This window comes from Propionicimonas sp. T2.31MG-18 (genome assembly GCF_964266745.1).
Taxonomy (GTDB): Bacteria; Actinomycetota; Actinomycetes; order Propionibacteriales; family Propionibacteriaceae; genus Propionicimonas.
The window spans coordinates 68,001-88,254 of sequence record NZ_CAXWGX010000003.1; the positions used below are offsets into that span (position 1 = coordinate 68,001).

Genomic DNA, 20,254 nt, shown 5'->3' on the forward strand with positions numbered 1-20,254 from the left:
GGTCCCTGGAGCCACGAACAGCATCGTGGAACGGCGCGCGTCGACGAGCCTGGCGCGTCCCACGGCGTAGCACACGGCCCGTAGGTGCCGCCTCCGGTGGTGAGAGCCAGCACTCCCGTTCGAGGGCCAGCCTTGATGTCGAGGGCTCGTCCCTGTGTGCTGGCCCTCGGCCGGAAGGCTGGCCCTCAGTGTGGGGCCGCCGGGTGCGGGCACGCCGGGTCGACCCCGGGTGGCCGGGACGGGGCTACCAGATGTCGGGTGGCTGGCGCCGATCGGACGGGGGCTGCGCGTCGTCGGGCCGGGCAGGGGACGTCCACTCCCGCCACTGCTTCTCGACGGCACGGCGTCCGTCGTCGAGCGCCCGGAGCGTGCGCAGTGCGATCCGGGTGAAGTCGATCGGCTCCGATGCCATCGGCACGCCTCCTCCTCGTCGTCCGCCTGTGGGCCCACGGCTCTCGCCACCCGTCGTCCGCCCCCTGGCCTCCGCAGCTTCCCTGCGCGTGGTTCGTCGCGCTGCCCGAACTCGCGTAGCGCCGTGAACTGCGCGTAGCGAAGCGGTGGGGGCCGATTGGTCTCCAGTGTGCCGCGCCCCTAGAGTCGGTGCACGTGACCACCCCCGACGCCCCGATCGGAGTCTTCGACTCCGGCTTCGGCGGGCTGACGGTGGCCCGGGCGCTGCTCGACCAGCTTCCGAACGAGGACATGATCTACCTCGGCGACACCGCGCGGGCCCCCTACGGCACGAAGTCGATCCCCGAGGTCCGCGAGTACGCGCTGGAGTGCCTCGACTACCTGGCCGACTCGGGGGTCAAGGCGCTGGTGATCGCGTGCAACTCCGCCTCGTCCGCCGTGCTGCGGGACGCACGGGAGCGCTACGACGTGCCGGTGGTGGACGTGATCCTGCCCGCGGCGCGACGCGCGGTGCGCGCCAGCAGGACGGGCCGCATCGGCCTCATCTGCACCGAGGCGACCGCCACGTCCGGAAGCTACGACGACGCGCTGGCCGCCGTTCCCGGCGTGCAGCTCGTGACGACACCCTGCCCGCTGTTCGTGGACTTCGTCGAGGCCGGTGTCACCGGCGGGGACGCGTTGCTGCGCGCCGCGCAGGACTACCTGCTGCCGCTGCGCGAGGCGGGGATCGACACCCTCATCCTCGGCTGCACGCACTACCCGCTCCTCGCGGGCGTGATCTCCTACGTGATCGGCGACGACGTGACGCTGGTCTCCTCGGCGGAGGAGTGTGCCAAGGAGGTCTTCGCGACACTCACCGACCAGGGCCTGGTCCACCACGGGCCCCGGGAGCCGAGCCTCCGGTTCCTCACCACGGGCAGCCCCGAGTTGTTCGCCGGGATCGGCCGCCGCCTGATGGGTGGCTTCGTCGACCGGGTGGAGCAGGTCTACACCGTCGCCGGCTAGGGAGCCGGCCGGCGACGGTGCGGCCGGGGGGGACGGGCAGGTCCTAGGTCGTGGTCGCGCCGCCGGCGGAGGTCCACGCGTTGATGCCGCCGGCCAGGTCGAACAGCTGGGTGAAGCCGGCCTGCTGCATGGCGGACATGGCCACCTTCGACCGGTTGCCGCTGCGGCAGTACACGGCGTACGTGGCCGCCTTGTCGAGCGAGGCGATCTTCTGCGGGAAGTCGGCCGACTCGACGTCGATGTTGGTAGCGCCGGGCAGGTGGCCGGCCGCGAACTCCTGCGGAGTGCGCACGTCGAGCACGACCGTGTTCGGCAGCTTGGCCGCCGCGGCGAAGTCCGCGGGGCCGAGGGACGAGCCGGCAGCGGGGACGGCGGCGGCCGTCGGGCCCGCGCTCACGCTGGGCGCGGTGCCCGAGCAGCCCGCCAGGAGGGTCGCCGCGGCCACCAGGGCCGCGGCGAGGGGGGCGGACCTCACCGGCCGAAGATGCCGAACATGCCGCCGCGGGGCTTGGCCGCAGCCATGTCCTCGGCGCTGTGCTGGCCACCGCACCACTGGGACGCGGGCACCATGGACTTGACCGACGCGACATGCTGGCCGCAACCGGCCCAGGTGGTCTTGCCGCAGACGTTGCAGCTCACGGGACGACACATCTTGGGGACTCCTCTACGTTTCCGGGTGTGGCTCCAATATACCCCGGGGGGTATCCAACGATCAAATCCGGCGGTCCGCTCCGTGGACGCGGCGCGAGGCGGCTCATGCCGCCCCCGACCCTTCGCCGCCCACGGCGGCCGGGCCACGTCCCGCCCGCGCGGACGGCTCCTCGACCAGGGCGCGGAGCTCGAGCGGCACCCGCAGGCGCGCCTCCGCCGAGCCCTCCAGCGCCGCGGTGACGGTGGCGAGCAGGCCGGCGGCCTCGTCCGTCCCCACCTCTGTACCCAGCCGGACGGCGGCGCGCGCGGTGGCGGGGCCCCGGGCGCGCCCCACCTCGAAGTACTCGCGCAGCAGGGACGCGACCAGCGTGACCGCACCCAGCTCGCCGGCCCGGTAGGCGACGTGGTGCCGCAGCAGCGGCTCGCGCAGCTGGTACCAGGTGCGGCGCTGGTCGCCGCGGGGCAGCTTGTCGGCCACGACCCAGCGGTTCGCCGCGAGGCCGCGCACGATCTTCGACACCTGCGGCTGCCCGATCCCGGTCGCCGCCGCGAGCTCGGAGACCGTCAGGGCCGCGTAGCGCCCGGTCGACAGGGCCTCGACCACCACCTGCTCCCCGGGGGGCAGGTCCCACAACAACTGCTGGTAGGCGGGGACGAGCTCCTCCAGCAGCTCGTGGACGGCCGGCACGAGCGCGTCCAGGCTCTCCGGTGTCACGCAGCCGGACAGGATCGTCCACACCCTCGGTGAGCCCCCGGTCAGCTCGGCCAGTGCCCGGACGCGTGCCCGCCCGCGGGGGGTGCGCAGGTGCTCGGCGAGGGCACTGTCCCCGTGCTGGCCGGCCAGGCGGAGCAGCAGCTCGTGACCCTCGCGGGGGGTCAGCGGCGGAACGGCGATCGTCGCGAACGCGCCGTACCACGGCTTGTCCCTGTCCTGCACGCCGGCGAACAGCAGTGGCGTGCTGGCCAGCAGGAGCACGTCGCCGGAGGTCTCCACCCACGAGCGCAGGTCACGCTGCCCACCCGGGCCGAGGGCGCGCATCACGCGGTCGAGGTTCTCCGCCACCAGGAGCAGCACGCGGCCACCGAGAGCCACGTGGATCGCCTGCTGCTGCGCGGCGAGGCTCGCCGGCGGCGACCGCACGCCGAGGTCGGCGCAGACGAGCGCGGTGACGCGCTCGATGCCCACCAGCCCCATCGCGTCCTCGGGCAGCCGGACGACGGCGAAGCGCGACGCCAGCGCCGCGTCCTGGCGCAGCGCGTACAGCGCGACCTCGATCACATGGCTCTTCCCGCTGCCGCGCGGGCCGACGAGCAGGGTGTGGTTGCGGTTGGCCTTGGTGGCCGCGGAGCGGAAGCTGCGCTGGAGGGACGCGAGCAGGCGCTCCCTGCCCACCGTTCGGGCCGCCAGGACGGCGGGATCCTCCCGCTGCGGGGTGTAGGGCCGGCTGCGCTCCACAGAGGTCATCCGCGCCGCCGGCGGAGTCGGGTCCAGATCCTGCCGAGCAGCGCGGTCTCCAGCCGGTAGGCGCCGTCGGCGTAGGTGAGGTAGTTGTCGAGGCGCATCCGGTTCAGTACCTCGCCGACCGCCGCCACGCCGGGCGGGTCCTCGAAGAACTGGTTGCGCAGGGTGGCGGCGAGCTCGTCCCTCGTCGCGGCCTCGCGGTGGCTCAGCTCGTCCAGGACGGCGACCACCAGCTCCTCCTCGCCCGGGTAGTACTTGGCGATCCGGTCGTAATAGTGGTCGGTGTCCCAGGTGTTCTCGTCGAGCGCCTGGTCCACCAGCCCGTCGACGTCGGCGGACGCCACGTCCGCGCCGCGCTGGTCCAGCGCCCCGACGAGGCTGTGGATGTAGTACGGAATGCCGGCGACGGCCCCGGCGATGCGGGACGCGACCGCGGGGTGCGGGTCGCCGAACACCGCCAGCAGCAGGCGTTGGGCGAGTTCGTCGGCCTCGGCAGGCGGGAGGGGTCCGATCTCGATCCGCGGCAGGTCGTTCAGCGGGTCCTTCTCCGCGACGGCGTGGTGGAGCCCGACCGAGCCGGCCAGCACGATCGCCGTCCGTGGCCGCTCTGCCTGGCGGAGGCGCCGCAGCGTCCGGAGGAACTCCGCTCCCGCTCCCTGCTCCTGCGCGGCCAGGTGGAAGGCGAGCTGGGCCACCTCGTCGACGACCAGCACGAAGGACGGGGCGCCCGCCCGCTCCGCGGCGCGCGCGCACAGCACGAACACGTCGCGCTCGGGGTCCGCGCCCCGGCTGGCCGCGCCCTGGAGGCGCAGGGACTGCCCGAGGAAGCCGAGGGTCACCTCGCCCTCGAACGAGCGGCGCCAGGTGCGCCAGGACGGCCCGAGCACCGGGTGCGCGCGGATGGCCTCCGCGACGGCGTCCTCGAACTTGCGCAGGGTGTCGGTCTCCGCCGAGACGTACAGCACGACGTGGCCGGACGCCTCGAGCTCGCGACGGGCCTTGCGGAGCACGGAGGTCTTGCCCATGCGCCGGTCGCCGACCAGGTACGCCCCGCCGTGGGCCACGGCCCGCTCGAGGCGCCGCAGCTCGTCGCGACGGCCCACGAGGTCGTCGGGGTCGACGACACCGCCGAGGACGGGCTCGATCGGCTGGAGGACACTCATGGAAAGAACATACCCGAAGAGATATATGCCTGAGTAGGCATCTATCTCGGGACGGGACGGTGTCCAGAAGGGCCACTGGGGGGTGTCGGCGGGTCCCGCTAGGGTGAGCGGCGTGAACAGAGCTGATGGCCGTGGCCCGTCCGACCTGCGCCCGGTGCGCATCACCCGCAACTGGCTCGACCACGCCGAGGGCTCGGTGCTCGTGGAGTTCGGCGCCACCCGCGTGCTCGTGGCCGCGTCGGTCACCGAGGGCGTCCCGCGCTGGCGCAAGGGGAGCGGGCTGGGCTGGGTGACCAGCGAGTACGCCATGCTTCCGCGTTCCACCCACACCCGCAGCGACCGGGAGTCGGTGAAGGGCCGCATCGGCGGCCGCACCCACGAGATCAGCCGGCTGATCGGACGGAGCCTGCGCGCGGTCATCGACTACCAGGCGCTGGGCGAGAACACGATCGTGCTCGACTGCGACGTGCTCCAGGCCGACGGCGGCACGCGCACGGCGTCCATCACCGGCGCCTACGTGGCGCTCGTCGACGCGGTGGAGTGGCTCCGCGCGCGCGGAGCCCTCGCCGGCGAGCCGCTCACGGGGAGCGTCGCCGCCGTCAGCGTGGGCGTCGTCGGAGGCACCCCGATGCTCGACCTGTGCTACAGCGAGGACTCCGGTGCGGAGGTCGACCTGAACGTCGTCGCCACCGGCGCCGGGGAGTTCGTCGAGGTGCAGGGCACGGCAGAGGGCAGGCCGTTCGGGCGTGCGGTGCTCGACGAACTGCTCGATCTCGGCCTGGCCGGCTGCGCGGAGCTGACGCTGCGGCAGCACGAGGCACTGGCGCAGCCGGTGGTCCGCGCATGAGCGTCGTTGTCGTCGCCACCCACAACGCCAAGAAGGCCGCAGAACTGCACCGCGTCCTCGCCGCGGCGGGGGTGGACGCCGACGTGCGCGGCCTGGACGCCTTCCCTGCCTACCCGGAGCCCGCGGAGACCGAGCGCACGTTCGAGGGCAACGCCCTGCTCAAGGCGCGTGCCGCGGTCGCGGCCACCGGACACATCGCGGTCGCCGACGACTCCGGGCTCGAGGTCGACCTGCTCAACGGCATGCCCGGCGTCCGTTCGGCCCGCTGGTCCGGTCCCGAGGCCACCGACAGCCGCAACCTCGACCTGCTGATCGCCCAGCTCACCGACACCGCGGACGCCGACCGGACCGCACGCTTCGTCTGCGCGATGGCGCTGGTCACCCCCGACGGCGGCGAGCACCTGGTGCGCGGGGTGATGGAGGGCCGTCTGGTGCTCGAGCCGCGGGGCGGCAACGGTTTCGGGTACGACCCGATCTTCGTCGCCGACGGCAACACCGTCACCAACGCGGAACTCACCCCGGAGCAGAAGGACGCGATCAGCCACCGCGGCCAGGCCGTGCGCGCGATCGTCCCGGTACTCTCCGACCTCCTGAAGGAGCGCTGATGAAGCAGTACCTCGACCTGCTCGACCACGTGCTCACCCACGGGGTGGTGAAGTCCGACCGCACGGGCACCGGCACCCGCAGCGTGTTCGGCCACCAGATGCGGTTCGACCTCTCCCGGGGGTTCCCGCTGCTCACCACGAAGAAGCTGCACACCCGCAGCATCTTCGGCGAGCTGCTGTGGTTCCTGCGCGGCTCGACCAACGTCGGCTGGCTCCACGAGAACGGCATCACGATCTGGGACGAGTGGGCCGACGCCAACGGCGACCTGGGCCCGATCTACGGCTACCAGTGGCGCTCGTGGCCCACGCCGGACGGCGGCCACGTCGACCAGATCAAGGGCGTGATCGAGTCGATCCGCACCAATCCCGACAGCCGGCGTCACATCGTCAGCGCGTGGAACGTGGGGCAGCTCGGCCAGATGGCTCTCCCGCCGTGCCACGCCTTCTTCCAGTTCTACGTGGCGGACGGCCGCCTGAGCTGCCAGCTCTACCAGCGCTCGGCGGACATCTTCCTCGGCGTCCCGTTCAACATCGCGTCCTACGCGCTGCTCACCCACCTCGTCGCGCAGGTGACCGGGCTCGAGGCCGGTGACTTCGTGCACACCCTGGGTGACGCCCACGTGTACTCCAACCACGTCGAGCAGGCGCGCCTGCAGCTCACCCGCGAGCCGCGCCCGCTGCCGCGGCTCGTGCTGAACCCTGCCGTCACCGAGATCGACGCCTTCGAGCTGGCCGACATCCAGGTCGTCGACTACGACCCGCACCCCGGGATCAAGGCGCCGATCGCGGTGTGAGCTCAGCCGGCGGCCGGGGTGACCCGGAAGCCGGCGACGCTGACCTTCACCGGCAGGCTCGTGAGGGCGGAGCTGGTGTACGACTTCACGCCCAGCGCCCCGGAACCCTGCAGGGCGGCCGTGCCGTCGGTGGCGCTCACCTGGTCCGCGGACGGTTCACTCGCCGAGGCGCGCCACGCCCGGCCGCCGAGAGTGGTGGTCCCGGTGCCGGACACGTCCAGCCGCAGCTTCACGCGGTCGCCGGCGGCGTAGGCGAAGCTGCCCAGCGTCACCGACTTCAGTTGCGTCTCGACCCCGGAGACCAGCCGCGACAGGTACAGCTGGAGCGAACCGTTGGTGTTCACCCGCGCGGTGAGCTGGTAGTAGGTGGTCGTGCCGCTCATCCGTGCCAGCAGCGAGTGGCTGTACGCGCCGCCGGTCGGCACCTTGTCGATCGCGAAGTCGGTGACCACCGAGACGTCCCGCGCGGTGGCGGAGGCGAGGTAGGCGACCGGCCCCTTGCCCCCGGCCGGGATCGTGACCAGGCCCTGCGAGCCGTTCACCGAGAACATGGTGGTCGAGGTGATCGTCCAGGAGCCGCCGGTGTCGGCCGTCCCCCACGTGGACGCCAGTGTGCGCGCGAAGGCGTCCGAGGCGATCACCGTGGTCGTGGGTGCCGCGACACTCACTTGCCGGTCGGTGCTCGCCGTCCGCCCGGTGTCGTCTGTCACGGTCAGCGTGATGGTGTAGGTGCCGTCGGCGGCGTAGGTGTGCGACGCCGTGCGGCCCGTCCCGTGGGCGCCGTCGCCGAAGTCCCAGGCGTACCCGGCGACGGCCCCGTCGTCGCTCGAGGCGGAGGCGTCCACCGCCACGGACAGCCCGGTGGCGTTCGCGGTGAACGAGGCCGTCGGTGCCGCGTTCGTCACGACCACCTGCCGGGTCGCCGAGGTGGACGCGCCCTGGTTGTCGGTGACCGTGAGCTTCACGGTGTAGGTGCCGTCGGCGGTGTAGTCGTGGGTGGCCGTGCGGCCCGTGCCGGTACCGCCGTCGCCGAAGTCCCAGGCGTAGCCGGTGATCGTCCCGTCGTCGGTGGAGCCCGAGGCGTCCACGTCCACCTGCCACGCGCCGGTGGTGGCGGTGAACGCGGCCACCGGCGGCTGGTTGGCGGGCGGGGTGCCGCCGTAGGGCAGCACCTGGATGGCGTCGACGCTGGCCCGGGTGGGCAGGCTCGTGGTGCCCGAGCCGGTGTAGAAGCGCAGGCCCACCGCGCCTGCGGACTGGAGGCCGGCCGTCGCGTCCGTCGTCGCCACCATCGGCGCGGGCGGCTCGGTGCCCGAGGCGCGCCACACCTTTCCCTCCAGCGTGGTGGGTCCCTGGCCCAGGACGTCGAAACGGACCTTCAGCCGCTCGCCGGCGGCGTAGCCGAAGCCGTTGACGACGACGGTCTTCAGCTGGGTCTCCGCTCCGGAGACCACGCGGGAGAGGTAGAGCCGCAGGGCGCCCGACGTCTCGATCCGGGTGTTGAGTGTGTAGGAGGTGGTGCCGTTCACCCTGGCCATGGTCGTGTGCAGGAACGCCCCGCCGGTCGGGACCGCGGCCAGCGCCACGTCCGTGGTGAGGGTGATGTCCCTCGCCGATACCGACGGGAGCGTCGCGGAGGGCCCGGAGCCGGCACGGGACACGGTCACCTGCCCGTAGGTGCCGTCGGTGGCGAAGTAGGCGGCGCCGGAGTCGGTCCACGAGCCGCCGACGTCCGCGGCGCCCCACCGGGAGCCGACGCGGGCGAACGCGTCCGAGGCGAGCGGGGCCACCGTTCCGGGAGTGGTCACCGTCCACGTGTTCGAGGTGGCGGTGGTGGTTCCGTCGTCGGCGACCGCCCGCCACTCATACGTCGCACCGGCGTCCAGCCCCGTCCAGGGAACGGTCGCCGTGGCCCCGGAGGTGACGGTCGCGGTGCCGATCGGGGCGAAGGCCGTCGGCTCGTCCGGCAGCACGAAGGGAACCGTGAACTGCGAGTTGTCGTCGGTCTCGAACTGGTTGAGGCTCGTCGACCAGGTGCGGGCGCTCATCGTGTCAGCGACGGGGTCGAAGGTGTAGTAGCGCAGCCAGCCGTCGCCACCGTTCGGGCGGTCCTGGTAGTTGGAGAGCACCTGGTGGACGGTGTCGCCGCAGGAGTTCAGGTCGGAGCGCCGGGCCTCGCCGGTGCTGTTGTGGTAGTGCCCGTTGAGCACCAGCCGCACCGTGCAGTGGGTCCTGACCAGGTTGGTCCAGATGGTCTCCGGTGGCGTCGCCCCGGGGCGCTCGGTGATGGGGGAGCGGTTGCCGTTCTCCGCGACGAAGGCGTGGGTGGCGATGATCGCGAGCCGGTCGGGGTAGGCGTCGAGCACCTTCGCCGCCCAGTCCATCGCATAGTCGGGGGCCTCCCACTCCAGGTTCAGCACGAGCCAGTCGATCCCGCCCGCGCTGAACAGGGCGAAGTTGTCCATGTTGCGACGGTCGACCGGGTCGGCCCCGAACAGGTTCTGCCCCAGGTAGCCGCCGTAGCGTGCGGTGGACGGCGCCCACGTCGCCGTGGCGTAGCGGGACGGCGGGAAGGCGGCGTCGTAGGCGGCGAAGGCGCCGGTGGTGGTGTCGAAGTCGTGGTTGCCCCCGACGACCGTGTACGGCACCGCCGCGGCGTCCAGGATCCCGAACGCGTCGGAGATGACCTGCCACTGGCTGGCCACGGCGGGGTTGCTGACGAGGTCGCCGAGCTGGGCCACGAACGCGGTGTTGAGCTGCGTCCGGCTGTCGGCGACCCACTGGATGTGCTGGTTGAGCAGCGCCGTCCGGCCGTTGTAGGTGTAGTTCTGCGTGTCCGGGACGGCGACGATCGTGAACGGCTCCCCGGCCTGCGTGGCGTCGGCGCGGCGTCCCTCGAAGCGGACGTCGAGCGGGCCGCCGTCCGGGTCGGAGGCGGAGACGGACAGCGACAGCGAGGTGCCCGCGGCGGTGCTCCCGTTGGCGGGCGCGACCAGGACGGGGACGTCGGGCGTGGCCGCCTGCGCCGGTGTGGGGGCAAGGAAGGCCAGGAACAGTGCTGCGGCGGTGATCGCCGGACGTCGGGATCTCATCGTGTCCTCCCCGGCCCGCGAACGGGCGACAGTGCCCCGAGCGGCGGGGGTGGGCCGCACTGCCAGTCTCTGGCGGGCGGGTAGGCGTGTCAATGGCGACTTCGACGCCCCCTCGACCGGAGTCCCGCTGCGTCGGCGCCTGCGGCTACGATCGCCGCGGAGGAGGCAAGCCCGTGTCACTGATCGCCATCGCCATCGTCGACGCCCACGGCGTCATCGGGGACGGGGAGCACCAGCCGTTCGAGATCGCCGAGGACTGGGCCCGCTTCAAGCGGGTGACCAGCGGGCACGTGCTGGTGATGGGGCGTCGCACGCACGACGCCATCGGCCGCTGGCTGCCCGGGCGCACCACCATCGTCGTCACCCGGAGCCCCGGCTCGGTGGTCCTGCCCACCGACGGACGGGCGGAGGGGCGCGCGGCCGGCTCCCTGGAGGAGGCGCTCGCCCTGGCCGCGGGCATCGACGACCAGGTGTACGTGGCCGGCGGCGGCACCATCTACGAGCAGGCCTGGCCACTGCTGACCGACCTCGACCTGACCGAGGTGCACGCGGTCGCGGAGGGGTCGGTCCGGCTGCCGGCGATCGACCCCGCAGAGTGGGTCGAGGTGTCGCGTGAGCCGCGCGCGGGCTTCGACTTCGTGCACTACCGGCGGCGCTGATGCTGCTGCCTGCCCGGATCGCACAGGGGGTTCGTGAGGGCACCGTCACGCTGGCGTTCCGCCGGTGGGAGGAGCCACGGGTCCGGGTCGGCGGCACGCAACTGACCAGCGCAGGCATCGTGGCGTTCGACGCCGTCGAGGAGGTGCCGGGGCCCGGAGACCTGACCGAGCAGGATGCCCGCGCGGCCGGGTTCGCCGACCTGGCTGCGCTTCGTCGCCAGCTCTTCCCCGCAGTGGCCCCGGTGGCGCCGGTGCGCCGCGGCCCGCGCTCCGGCAAGGGCGGCGATCACGTGTACCGCGTCCGGCTGTCCTGGGTGGGGGAGGACCCCCGGGTGGCATTGCGCGAGGACGTCCCCTCTGTCGGCGAGCTGGCCGTCCTCGCAAAGGCCGTGGACCGGCTCGACGCGGGCCGGCGCACCGGACCCTGGACCCGGGTGATCCTGGAGTGGATCCGCGACAACCCGGGCGTGATCTCGACGGAACTGGCAGCCCTGCTCGAACGGGAGGTGCCACCGATGAAGGCCGACATCCGCCGGCTCAAGGCGCTCGGGCTCACCGAGAGCCTGCGGGTGGGCTACCGCCTCTCACCCCGCGGCCGGGCCTACCTGGACTCGCTGGGCTGACCCGTGCGGTCCCACGCCTCGGTGATGCACCTCGACCTCGACGCCTTCTTCGCCGCGGTCGAGCAGCGCGACAAGCCCTCGCTGCGGGGCAAGCCCGTGATCGTCGGGGGGGTCGGGCTGCGCGGCGTGGTGTCGACCGCCTCCTACGAGGCGCGCCGGTTCGGAGTGGGCTCGGCCATGGCGATGAGCGAGGCGCGGCGCCGGTGCCCGCACGCCGCCTTCCTCGCCGGGCGCTTCGACGCCTACCGCGCGGCGAGCCGGATCGTCATGGGGCTCCTGCGCGAGCTGTCGCCGCTGGTCGAGCCGCTCAGCCTGGACGAGGCGTTCGTCGACCTGGCCGCGGGGCCGGAGCGCTCGCTCGCCGAGCCCGACCTGCTCGCGCTGGCCGCCGGCCTGCGCGCCCGCCTCACAGAGGAGACCGGCGGGCTGACCGCCTCCGTCGGCCTGGGCAGCTCGAAGTTCATCGCGAAGGTCGCCAGCGAGCTGGCCAAGCCGGACGGCGTCCGCCTGGTGGCGCCCGGCACCGAGGTGGCGACGATCGCCCCGCTGCCGGCCCGGGCGATCCCCGGCGTGGGTCCGGCGACGATGGACCGGCTGGCGCGGCTCGGCGTCCGCACCGTCGCGGACCTCCAGGGACTCTCCGAGGCCGAGCTCGTGCGCGAACTGGGGCGGTCCGGGGGAGAGCACCTGCACCGCCTGGCCTTCGCCGACGACGACCGGGCGATCGAACCGGAGCGTGAGACGAAGTCGATCTCGGTCGAGGACACCTTCGAGCGCGACCTGTCCGACCCCGGCGTGCTCGCCGGCATCGCCGACCGCCAGGCCACCCAGGTGGCCCAGCGGCTGGGCAGGGCGGGCCTGTTCGCCCGCACGGTGACGGTCAAGGTGCGCTGGCCCGACTTCTCCTCCGTGACGCGCTCGCGCACCCTCGACGGGGCGACCGACCGGGTCGAGGTGGTCGCCCAGGTCGCCCGCACGCTGCTGGACGGGCTGGAGACCAGCCAGGGGGTCCGCCTGCTGGGCGTGGGGGTGTCGGGTCTGGTCGAGGTGGCGCAGGAGCCCCTGTTCGACCTGGAGACGACCGGCTCCGGGCGGGTTGTCGAGGAGGCGGAGGCGCCGCTGACGAGGCGTCCGTCCGGCTGGCTCCCTGGCGCGGACGTGTGGCACCGGCGTCACGGTGCGGGCTGGGTGTGGGGCTCGGGCCTGGGCCGGGTGACCGTGCGCTTCGAGACGGCGGAGTCGGGACCCGGCCCGGTGCGCACCTTCGCCGTCGACGACCCGGAGCTGTCCCCCGCGGCCGACCGTGACGCCGACGACGGAGGCGGTGGGACCGACCCGCACGGCGAATGAGTCGAGGCCGCCGATTCCCGGGTCGGGGGGTCCCGGGTGTCGACGGCCTCGGCTTCCGGCTGGGCGCGCGGGGCGCCAGCGTCGTCCCGCGAGGGACGGCCGATGCGGGGGCCGGTGGCTCCGGAGGGGGACGGAGGGGGTGGCCATCCGCTCCCGCATCTGAGGTCTGGGAGAACGCCGCCTCTGGGTCTGGACGCTTCGAAGTGGTGTTCCCGGATCGAGTCTGGCAAGCGCGGACGGCCTCCGGAAGGGGTGGCACCGCGTTTACTCGCGTCCTTGGTGCGCTGAACCACCACCGGCTTGGTACACCCCGGCCTCACGGCGGGCGCGCCACAGTAGACTCCCCCGGTCTGGGGCCGGAGTGGTGGAACTGGCAGACACGCAGGATTTAGGTTCCTGTGCCTTCGGGCGTGAGGGTTCAAGTCCCTTCTCCGGCACGTCCCGCTGAGCTGCCTGCCGAGAGGACGCCACGAGGGTGGACTCCCGCCACGAAGGCGCGGTCCTCCCGCACGGCGTGCAACCAAGCCCCTGACCAAGTCCTGCACCAAGTGCAGGATGGCTCTGGACCGCGCGGGCTGGAGGGACGCACGGTTGTCGGGTGCGCGGGGACGCCAGCCGCCACCGCTCCGCCCGACCACCAGGTGAGGAGACCAGTGTGACCTCCGCCCCGACCGGGACCACCCCCCAGGCCCGCACCTTCCAGGCGCTGCTCGGCGGTGGTCTGGTGCTGCTTCCCGGCCATCCCGGCTACGAGCGGGGCCGCCTCCCGTGGAACCTCGCCGTCGACCAGCGGCCCGCCGCCATCGCCGTCGCCTCGAGCGCTGCGGACGTGGTCGCCGTCGTGCGGGCCGCAACGGCCGCGGGGCTGAGGGTCGTGCCCCAGGCCGGCGGCCACAACGCCGGTCCGCTCACCGGCCGCATGGACGACGCCGTGCTGCTGAAGCTGTCGGGCCTCACGGGTGTCGCCGTCGACCCCGCCCGTCGCGTCGTGCGGGTGCTCGGCGCCACGCCCTGGGCCGACGTGGTGGACGCCGCCGCTGCCCACGACCTCGCCGTCACCCACGGCAGCGGACCGGACGTCTCCGTCGTCGGCTACACCCTCGGCGGCGGGCTGTCCTGGTACGCCCGCGCCCACGGCCTCGCGTGCAACCAGGTGGTCGCGGCCGAGGTCGTGCTCGCCGACGGCACGCTGCACCGCGTGCACGCCGGCAGCGAGCCGGACCTGTTCTGGGCGCTGCGCGGCGGCGGCGGCAACCTCGGGGTGGTGACCGCGCTCGAACTCGCCCTGCTGCCGGTCAGCGAGGTGTTCGCGGGCGTGCTGCTGTGGGAGGGCTCGCGGGCCCGCGAGGTGTGTCGCGCCTGGGCCCGCTGGACCCGGGACCTGCCCGAGACCGCCACCACGGCGCTGCGCCTGCTCGGCAGCCCGCGGCGCCCGGACGCGCACCGCCTCTTCCCCGGGCGGCAGATGGTGGTCGTCGACGGAGCCGTCCTGGGTGACCCGGAGGCCGCAGCGCGCCTCATCGCCCCGCTGCGCGCGCTGCGTCCGAGCGTCGACACCTTCGGGCCGACCCCGGTGCAGGCGGTCACCCGCATGCACTTCGACCCGGAACTCCCCACGGCATCGGTGTCCGGCCACACGCTCCTCGACTCCTTCGACGCCGCCGCGGCCGACGCGCTGGTCGAGAGCGCCGGACCGGACGCGCCGACCTCGCTGCTGAGCGCAGAGGTCCGCCACCTCGGCGGTGCCCTGGGACGACCGCACCCCGGCGGCGGCGCCCTGGACAGGGTCCCCGGCGCGTACGCCGCCTACGTCCTCGCCGGCGCCTCGAGCGCCGAGCTCCAGCAGCAGGGACGGGCCGACGCGGCCCGCGCTGTCGAGGCGCTCCGGCCGTGGTCCCGGGGGCGCCGCTTCCTCAACTTCACCGAGCAGCCGGCAGACGCCGCCGCCGCGTTCGCCCCGGACGCCCTCGAGCGGCTGCGCGCCGTGCGCCGTCAGGTCGATCCGGACGGTGTCTTCGTCGCCAACCACCCCCTCGACTGAGCCGGGAGCGCCGGAGCACCTTCGAATCACGGCGCGGTCCCGGCCGGGCGGGTGACCCCGGCCTGTGCGACCCACGCGCGAGCGCGGATGCGTGGATGTACGTAGATCCATTCACCGCACGTCGGATTGCCGATGCCCTTGTCAGAGGCAGAAGATGCAATTACCGGCAGGTTGCCGGTCCTCGTGTACGGGCGCGGCTGCGCCGGGAGGATCAGCCTGCGAAGATCCGCCGCGACGGAAGGCTGCCCATGACAGGTGCGGAATTGCCGCTATCAATTCCCCGCCAATTGAGAGATGAGCACACCGACCCTGCGGAATCCGCACTCGAGATCCCTGCGCCGCTGGGGCGATGGGTGGCGGTGCTGACGCTGTGGCCGGTGGTCGACCAGCACTACCACCAGCTCGCCGCACGGTGTTTCGGCGACGGGCTCGCCATGGAGTGGAAGGCGTTCGCCCTCGTGGTCAGCCGCACGGGGATCGCCGAACCCGGACCGCGGCCGGACACCTTCGTCTTCCGTCCCGAATGGGCCGCGGCGCTGGAGTCGGAGCTGGAGGGCCTCGGCGGCGGCCAGGCCATCTGCACCCGACTGGTCGAGGCGTGGGCCGAGGAGCCCGACCTGCACCTGGTGGACGAGATCACCGCCTGGGCGCGGGGGCTGTCGCGCTGGGACCTCTTCGAGCGCGTCTGGCTGCTCCTGGGCGAGCAGACCACCGGGCTCTCGCGGCCAACGCTCGAGGTGTTCCGCGACCTGCCGCTCGAGGCCCGCTACCTGCACCCGATCCTGACCTGGGCGTCCGGGGCCGCTGCGTCCCTGCTGGCCGGAACCCCGCGCCAGGAGTCGGAGGCGGTGCTGCAGCGACTGATGCTCGACTCCGCCATGCTGCACGCGGACTGGTCGGTGCGCGAGCACAGCGACGAGGCGGTCAGCGCCGGCACGTTCCGCATGATCGGGGAGCGTCGGCTGCCGTCCACCCGTGTGGGCCAGTCGCTGGAGGCCGCCTGGCGCACCAAGCAGGAGATCGACGCGTTCATCGACGCGAGGTCGCGCCAGGGGCGCAGCCCGGGTCGGACGCCGCAGGCGATCTTCCGCGCCTTCTCCGCCCGGCTCGCGCTGTTCCGGCACGACCCGCTCGGGGCGGTCGAGGAGGCGCGCTGGGCCACGATCCTCGCCGACTGGGAGCCGGTGGCCGTCATCGCGTCCGGCGTCGACGCCCTCGCGCGCAGCCTCTCCTCCGACGACGAGCCGTCAGGGCTGCGCGCGGCACCGGCCGCGCTCGACGACGGGCTGGGCGTGCGCGGGCTGCGCGGCATGGGGCAGGTCTACGCGCTGCTCGCCCGCGGCAACCACGCGGTGCGGCGCCTGGACCGTGACGCGCTCGAGGACGTCCTGGCCCTGGTCTCGGCGGAGGAGTCCGCGCTGGCGGGGGTGTGGTCGGTGCGCGCGGCGCTCGTCGCGTGGCAGTCCGCCCTGTGGGGCGACCCGGAGCTGGGGGTCAGCACGCTGGCCGCCGAGGTCCAGCGCCTCTCGATGCTGGGCCGCGAGCAGGACGAACCGCTGGGCGAGGCGCTGCTCGCCCGCGCCCGCGTCGGGCTGCTCACCAGAGCCGGGGCCTTCGGCGCCGCCACCCAGGTGGTCGAGGCCATGCCGGCGCACCTTCGCCTGGCGTCCCGGGCCCTCGTCCACGTGTGGGCGGGGCAGTACGCGCAGGCCGTCCGGCTCGCCGACGCCGGGCCGTATGAGGACGGCCTTGAGACGACCGACCGGCACCGGCTGGCGCTGCTGCGCTCCGGTGCGGCCCTCCTGGACGGCAGCGCCGACGACGCCATGCGCAGGGACGCGCTCCGCGAGCTGAACCGGTTGCTCGCCACCAGCTCGTTCGCCCACCTCGCCCTACTGCCGACGGCCGCGAGGGAGGCCCTGCTCACCGCGTGCGGGCCGGAGCTGGACACCGCCGACCCCAGGCTCGGGGTGCTCCGCGAGCGGCTCGCCGGGCTCAACGACTCCCGGGACGGCGGCGCGCGGCCCCTGCACCTCACCGAGCGGGAGACCGTCCTGCTGCCCCTGCTGGCCACGGACGAGTCGGTGCCCGACATCGCCCGCCGGCTGCACGTGTCGGTCAACACCGTCCGCAAGCAGGTGGTGACGCTGAGGGAGAAGTTCCAGGCGGACTCCCGGGCGGAGCTCGTCCGGCGGGCACGCACCTACGGCGCGCTGCCCTGAGGCCGGCGTCCGCTCCTCAGGCCGTGCCCAGCGGCATCCTGATCCGCACTTCTCCGCCGGGGGTCCCCGCGGGAGACGTCTCGAGGATGCCGCGCGCGCGCCCGACGAGCCGGCGGGCGATCTCCAGCCCCATGCCGGAGGTGCCCTGCCGCGCCGCGGGACGCACGGTGGGGAAGCCCGGGCCCTCGTCGGAGAGGACGAGCACCACCTCTTCGCCCACCCGGGACAGTGCGACGCCGAACGCGGTGCCCTCCGGGGTGTGGGCGAAGATGTTGTCGATGCCGATGTCCACGACGTCGGAGAGTTCGAGCTCGCTCAGCCCCACCCGGAGGGGGCCGGACGGGAGGGAGACCGCGACGGCCCGTCCCTGATCCTCCGCGAGCGGGCGCCAGTAGTCGATCCGGGCGGCCACGACCGCGGTGGCGTCACACGCCCCCGGGAGGTCCTCCCGGAGGGGGCGCTGCGCGTCCCGCACGACGCCGTCGATGGACGCCTGCAGCTGCCCGACGAGCTCGGCCAGCTCGGCCCGGCCCACCGGGTCCTCGACCTGCTCGGCCTCCAGCCGCAGCGCGGTCACCGGGGTGCGCAGCCGGTGCGCGAGGGAGCGGACATTCTCCCGCTCGGCCGCCAGCAGCTGCTCGATGCGGTCGGCCAGCCCGTTCAGCGCCGAGCCCAGCTCGACGGTTTCGGGCGGCCCGGCCAGTGGTGCCCGGGCGCCGAGGTCGCCCTCGCGCAGGCGGTGCGCGGTGTCGGCGACGGCGAGAAGCGGCCGGCTCACGCCGCGTCCCACCCGTGCCGCGACCAGCACGGAGACCTCGGTGAGCAGCAGGCCGAGCGCGATCACGCTCACCCACGCCAGCGGGACACCCTCGGCCAGCTGGGCGGCGGTCATGGTGGCGCGAGTGACCGCGACCCCCCCGTCGGCGAGCACCGGCACGTAGACGCGGCCGCCGGCGGCGTCGCGCACCGAGAAGGCCGCGCCGAGCCGCGCGCGCTGGTACTCGGGGTCGGCGGCCGCGTCCGGCCAGGGCGCGCCGAGCACCGTGCCGTCGGCGAGCACGACGCTGGTGCGGGCCGGGGAGTTGGTCAGTGTGGGCTGAAGGACGTCGGCCAGCCGCGGGTTCTCGTGCAGCCCGGACACCAGGACGGCCACGATGTTCGCCTGCTGGCTGGCGATCGCCATGCCCCGGTCCTCGGCGAGGGTCTGCACCAGCAGCAGCAGCGGGATCACGAAGGACGCCACGATCGCCGCACTGATCGCGGCGACCAGCAGGCTGACCTGGCGACGCATCAGTCGTCCGACCCGGGGGCCGCGAGCCGGATGCCCACCCCGCGCACGGTGTGCAGGTAGCGCGGTTCCGCAGCGGTCTCCCCGAGCTTGCGGCGCAGCCAGCTGAGGTGCACGTCCACCGTCCGGTCACCGCCGCCGAAGGGGAGCCCCCACACGTCCGCGAGCAGCTCGCGCTTGGTGACGACCTCACCGGGCCGGGTGGCCAGCAGCCAGAGCATGTCGAACTCCTTGCGGGAGAGCTCGACCGGCTCGCCGCCGAGGCGCACCTGATGTCGGGCCGGGTCGATCTCGAGCTCGCCGATGCGCACGGTGGGGTCCCCGGCACCGGACGGCGCGGAGCGGCGCAGCACGGCCCGGATCCGGGCGGCCAGCTGCTCGCTGCCGAACGGCTTCACCAGGTAGTCGTCCGCGCCGGCGTCGAGGGCCTGCACGACGGTGCGGTCGTCGTCCTGGGCGGTGACCACGATCACCGGGACCTGGCTGATCGCCCGCAGCATCCGCAGCACCTGGCGTCCGTCGAGGTCCGGCAGCCCCAGGTCGAGCAGCACGACGTCCGGTTGCTCGTTGAGCGCGAGGGAGAGTCCCGACGCGCCGTCCGACGCGACCGTCACCACGTTCCCCAGGTCGGTCAGCGTCCGGCGCAGGAGGCGGCCGATCGCCGGGTCGTCCTCGACCACCAGCACGCGCGTCATGCCCCGTAAGGTACTCCGGCCGGGGGTCGGCGGGTGCCATGATGGGCCGGTGCGAGGACGGAGGCTGGCGCTGGCGGCGCTGCTGTGGGTCGCCACGGTCGCGGGCGCCTCGACCCTCACCTGGGTGGTGATCTCCTCCGTCGGCGCGCGCGTCGGACAGCCCGTCGTCGTCACCACGCCCGACGAGACCCCGAGCGCCGCCCCCGGGCAGGCGGTGACGTCCTGGAGCGGGAAGGTGGGCAAGATCACCGCGGCCTGCACCGGCGATGCCATCCGGCTGGAGACGGCCGTCCCGAGCCTCGGCTACCGGGTGGAGGTCTACGAGCACGGGCCGGAGCGGCTGCACGTCGAGTTCGAGGCCAACGAGGCCGAGGACGAGGAGGGGGAGGGCAAGGAGGTCCGGATCCTGGCCACCTGCGTCGACGGCAGTCCCGAGTTCACCCGCGCCTGAGCGGACTTCGGGCAGGCTTGCCCCGCCCTTGAGGTTCGCTTGAGGTGGGCCCGCCTACCGTCGTGGTCATGCTGACGCCACTCGAGTCCGTCTTCGACGCCATCGCCGGACTTCCCGTCCACCCTCTCGTCGTCCACTTCGCCGTCGTGCTGCTGCCGCTCGCTGCGCTCGGACTCATCGTCCTGGTCATCGTGCCGTCGTGGGCGGACCGGTTCGGGTGGCTGACCCTGGGAACCCTGGTCGTCGGCACGGGTGCGGCGTTCGTGGCCAAGGAGTCCGGCGAGGCCCTCGCCGCCCGGGTCGGCGAGCCTGAGGCCCACGCGGCCTGGGGTGACCTGCTGCCGATCCTGGCCGTCGCGCTCGTCGCGGTCGCCGGCATCTGGTTCTTCCTGCACCGGCGCTCGGGCGGCGCCGGTCGCCCGCGCTCGCTGGCCACCACCGCGTCCGGTCTGATCGCCGCCGTCCTGGCCGTCGTCGTCACCGGCGTCACCGTGCTGGTGGGCCACTCCGGAGCACAGGCCGCGTGGGCCGGCGTCGTGACCAGCGCCAACGACCACCCGACGGCTGCCGAGCCGTCGGCGTCAGGCTCCTCGACCCCGTCCGGCTCCTCGACCCCCTCGTCGTCCGGCAGCACCGGCGCAGCCACGAGCTACACGATGGCCGACGTCGCCTCGCACGCGAAGCGGTCGTCCTGCTGGGCGGCGGTGGACGGCAACGTCTACGACCTCACCACCTGGATCGACGCGCACCCCGGTGGCCCGCAGCGCATCATCGCCCTGTGCGGCACCGACGCCACGGCTGCCTTCACGGCCGAGCACGGCAACCAGAAGCGCCCCGCCCAGGCCCTGCGCCAGTACCTCCTGGGCCCCCTCTCCTAACCCGCCCGCCCCCCTCC

The 20,254-nt window shown here is 73.6% G+C and carries 19 protein-coding genes and 1 tRNA gene; 12 read left to right on the forward strand and 8 right to left on the reverse strand.

What is annotated here, in order from left to right; genetic code table 11:
- Nucleotides 1-244: 244 nt before the first annotated feature.
- Nucleotides 245-412 (reverse strand): hypothetical protein, encoded by a 168-nt coding sequence (locus ACFQQJ_RS03780; RefSeq protein WP_377104263.1) that lies wholly within the window; start codon nucleotides 410-412, stop codon nucleotides 245-247.
- A gap of 194 nt (nucleotides 413-606) precedes the next feature.
- On the opposite strand from ACFQQJ_RS03780, the gene murI reads away from it, so the two are divergent.
- Nucleotides 607-1,416, forward strand: a complete 810-nt coding sequence (gene murI, locus ACFQQJ_RS03785) for a glutamate racemase (RefSeq protein ID WP_377104265.1) — start codon at nucleotides 607-609, stop codon at nucleotides 1,414-1,416.
- Between the two features lie 43 nt (nucleotides 1,417-1,459).
- Here the strand turns inward: murI and ACFQQJ_RS03790 are convergent, their stop codons facing one another.
- From ACFQQJ_RS03790 to ACFQQJ_RS03805, 4 genes are all read right to left on the reverse strand, one after another.
- Complete coding sequence (locus ACFQQJ_RS03790; protein WP_377104266.1) at nucleotides 1,460-1,891, reverse strand: rhodanese-like domain-containing protein; 432 nt, start codon at nucleotides 1,889-1,891, stop codon at nucleotides 1,460-1,462.
- The gene (locus tag ACFQQJ_RS03795) at nucleotides 1,888-2,067 is read right to left on the reverse strand and encodes a hypothetical protein (RefSeq protein WP_377104268.1); all 180 of its coding nucleotides are present in this window, start codon (nucleotides 2,065-2,067) and stop codon (nucleotides 1,888-1,890) included. The genes ACFQQJ_RS03790 and ACFQQJ_RS03795 overlap by 4 nt, the downstream gene beginning before the upstream one ends.
- Before the next feature lie 103 nt (nucleotides 2,068-2,170).
- On the reverse strand, nucleotides 2,171-3,532 hold the full coding sequence (locus ACFQQJ_RS03800; protein WP_377104270.1) for an AAA family ATPase: 1,362 nt from the start codon (nucleotides 3,530-3,532) through the stop codon (nucleotides 2,171-2,173).
- A complete protein-coding gene (locus ACFQQJ_RS03805) occupies nucleotides 3,529-4,692 on the reverse strand; it encodes an AAA family ATPase (RefSeq protein ID WP_377104272.1) in 1,164 nt (387 codons plus the stop codon). The genes ACFQQJ_RS03800 and ACFQQJ_RS03805 overlap by 4 nt, the downstream gene beginning before the upstream one ends.
- A gap of 112 nt (nucleotides 4,693-4,804) precedes the next feature.
- Here ACFQQJ_RS03805 and rph point away from each other — a divergent pair, with 112 nt between their 5' ends.
- From rph to ACFQQJ_RS03820, 3 genes are read left to right on the forward strand one after another with little or no spacing between them, the layout of a single operon-like run.
- Nucleotides 4,805-5,539 (forward strand): ribonuclease PH, encoded by a 735-nt coding sequence (gene rph, locus ACFQQJ_RS03810; RefSeq protein WP_377104274.1) that lies wholly within the window; start codon nucleotides 4,805-4,807, stop codon nucleotides 5,537-5,539.
- Complete coding sequence (gene rdgB, locus ACFQQJ_RS03815) at nucleotides 5,536-6,144, forward strand: RdgB/HAM1 family non-canonical purine NTP pyrophosphatase (RefSeq protein WP_377104277.1); 609 nt, start codon at nucleotides 5,536-5,538, stop codon at nucleotides 6,142-6,144. Before rph ends, rdgB begins: the two co-directional genes overlap by 4 nt.
- Complete coding sequence (locus ACFQQJ_RS03820; protein ID WP_377104279.1) at nucleotides 6,144-6,938, forward strand: thymidylate synthase; 795 nt, start codon at nucleotides 6,144-6,146, stop codon at nucleotides 6,936-6,938. The genes rdgB and ACFQQJ_RS03820 overlap by 1 nt, the downstream gene beginning before the upstream one ends.
- 2 nt (nucleotides 6,939-6,940) lie before the next feature.
- On the opposite strand, the gene ACFQQJ_RS03825 is transcribed toward ACFQQJ_RS03820, so the two are convergent.
- A complete protein-coding gene (locus tag ACFQQJ_RS03825) occupies nucleotides 6,941-10,030 on the reverse strand; it encodes a PKD domain-containing protein (RefSeq protein WP_377104280.1) in 3,090 nt (1,029 codons plus the stop codon).
- A 173-nt stretch (nucleotides 10,031-10,203) separates the two neighbouring features.
- On the opposite strand from ACFQQJ_RS03825, the gene ACFQQJ_RS03830 reads away from it, so the two are divergent.
- The 6 genes from ACFQQJ_RS03830 to ACFQQJ_RS03855 all read left to right on the forward strand — a co-directional run bounded on the left by ACFQQJ_RS03830 (nucleotide 10,204) and on the right by ACFQQJ_RS03855 (nucleotide 16,925).
- Nucleotides 10,204-10,689 carry a dihydrofolate reductase gene (locus ACFQQJ_RS03830; RefSeq protein WP_377104281.1) on the forward strand — a complete coding sequence of 162 codons (486 nt, stop codon included), beginning with the start codon at nucleotides 10,204-10,206 and terminating at the stop codon, nucleotides 10,687-10,689.
- Nucleotides 10,689-11,312: a hypothetical protein gene (locus ACFQQJ_RS03835; protein ID WP_377104282.1), complete on the forward strand. Its 624-nt coding sequence runs from the start codon at nucleotides 10,689-10,691 to the stop codon at nucleotides 11,310-11,312. Before ACFQQJ_RS03830 ends, ACFQQJ_RS03835 begins: the two co-directional genes overlap by 1 nt.
- Nucleotides 11,313-11,315: 3 nt before the next feature.
- On the forward strand, nucleotides 11,316-12,662 hold the full coding sequence (locus tag ACFQQJ_RS03840) for a DNA polymerase IV (RefSeq protein WP_377104284.1): 1,347 nt from the start codon (nucleotides 11,316-11,318) through the stop codon (nucleotides 12,660-12,662).
- A 355-nt stretch (nucleotides 12,663-13,017) separates the two neighbouring features.
- A tRNA-Leu gene (locus ACFQQJ_RS03845) sits at nucleotides 13,018-13,099 on the forward strand.
- A 218-nt stretch (nucleotides 13,100-13,317) separates the two neighbouring features.
- On the forward strand, nucleotides 13,318-14,703 hold the full coding sequence (locus ACFQQJ_RS03850; RefSeq protein WP_377104286.1) for an FAD-binding oxidoreductase: 1,386 nt from the start codon (nucleotides 13,318-13,320) through the stop codon (nucleotides 14,701-14,703).
- A 287-nt stretch (nucleotides 14,704-14,990) separates the two neighbouring features.
- Nucleotides 14,991-16,925, forward strand: a complete 1,935-nt coding sequence (locus tag ACFQQJ_RS03855; protein WP_377104288.1) for a response regulator transcription factor — start codon at nucleotides 14,991-14,993, stop codon at nucleotides 16,923-16,925.
- 16 nt (nucleotides 16,926-16,941) lie between these two features.
- Here the strand turns inward: ACFQQJ_RS03855 and ACFQQJ_RS03860 are convergent, their stop codons facing one another.
- Together ACFQQJ_RS03860 and ACFQQJ_RS03865 are read right to left on the reverse strand one after the other, a co-directional pair.
- The gene (locus tag ACFQQJ_RS03860) at nucleotides 16,942-18,216 is read right to left on the reverse strand and encodes a HAMP domain-containing protein (RefSeq protein WP_377104290.1); all 1,275 of its coding nucleotides are present in this window, start codon (nucleotides 18,214-18,216) and stop codon (nucleotides 16,942-16,944) included.
- The gene (locus ACFQQJ_RS03865) at nucleotides 18,216-18,908 is read right to left on the reverse strand and encodes a response regulator transcription factor (RefSeq protein ID WP_377104292.1); all 693 of its coding nucleotides are present in this window, start codon (nucleotides 18,906-18,908) and stop codon (nucleotides 18,216-18,218) included. The genes ACFQQJ_RS03860 and ACFQQJ_RS03865 overlap by 1 nt, the downstream gene beginning before the upstream one ends.
- A 49-nt stretch (nucleotides 18,909-18,957) precedes the next feature.
- Between ACFQQJ_RS03865 and ACFQQJ_RS03870 the strand changes: the two genes are divergently transcribed.
- Nucleotides 18,958-19,359 carry a hypothetical protein gene (locus ACFQQJ_RS03870; RefSeq protein ID WP_377104294.1) on the forward strand — a complete coding sequence of 134 codons (402 nt, stop codon included), beginning with the start codon at nucleotides 18,958-18,960 and terminating at the stop codon, nucleotides 19,357-19,359.
- A gap of 68 nt (nucleotides 19,360-19,427) precedes the next feature.
- Entirely contained in the window at nucleotides 19,428-20,237 is an 810-nt protein-coding gene (locus tag ACFQQJ_RS03875; protein WP_377104296.1) for a cytochrome b5 domain-containing protein, read from the forward strand.
- Nucleotides 20,238-20,254: the final 17 nt, after the last annotated feature.

Excerpts from the sequence above, each read along its gene's own strand:
- ACFQQJ_RS03795 (WP_377104268.1), bottom strand. The coding sequence starts at position 2,067 with ATGTGTCGTCCCGTGAGCTGCAACGTCTGCGGCAAGACCACCTGGGCC.
- ACFQQJ_RS03820 (WP_377104279.1), top strand. The coding sequence starts at position 6,144 with ATGAAGCAGTACCTCGACCTGCTCGACCACGTGCTCACCCACGGGGTG.
- ACFQQJ_RS03780 (WP_377104263.1), bottom strand. The coding sequence starts at position 412 with ATGGCATCGGAGCCGATCGACTTCACCCGGATCGCACTGCGCACGCTC.
- ACFQQJ_RS03865 (WP_377104292.1), bottom strand. The coding sequence starts at position 18,908 with ATGACGCGCGTGCTGGTGGTCGAGGACGACCCGGCGATCGGCCGCCTC.
- ACFQQJ_RS03825 (WP_377104280.1), bottom strand. The coding sequence starts at position 10,030 with ATGAGATCCCGACGTCCGGCGATCACCGCCGCAGCACTGTTCCTGGCC.
- rdgB (WP_377104277.1), top strand. The coding sequence starts at position 5,536 with ATGAGCGTCGTTGTCGTCGCCACCCACAACGCCAAGAAGGCCGCAGAA.
- ACFQQJ_RS03800 (WP_377104270.1), bottom strand. The coding sequence starts at position 3,532 with ATGACCTCTGTGGAGCGCAGCCGGCCCTACACCCCGCAGCGGGAGGAT.
- ACFQQJ_RS03805 (WP_377104272.1), bottom strand. The coding sequence starts at position 4,692 with ATGAGTGTCCTCCAGCCGATCGAGCCCGTCCTCGGCGGTGTCGTCGAC.
- ACFQQJ_RS03835 (WP_377104282.1), top strand. The coding sequence starts at position 10,689 with ATGCTGCTGCCTGCCCGGATCGCACAGGGGGTTCGTGAGGGCACCGTC.
- ACFQQJ_RS03860 (WP_377104290.1), bottom strand. The coding sequence starts at position 18,216 with ATGCGTCGCCAGGTCAGCCTGCTGGTCGCCGCGATCAGTGCGGCGATC.
- ACFQQJ_RS03875 (WP_377104296.1), top strand. The coding sequence starts at position 19,428 with ATGCTGACGCCACTCGAGTCCGTCTTCGACGCCATCGCCGGACTTCCC.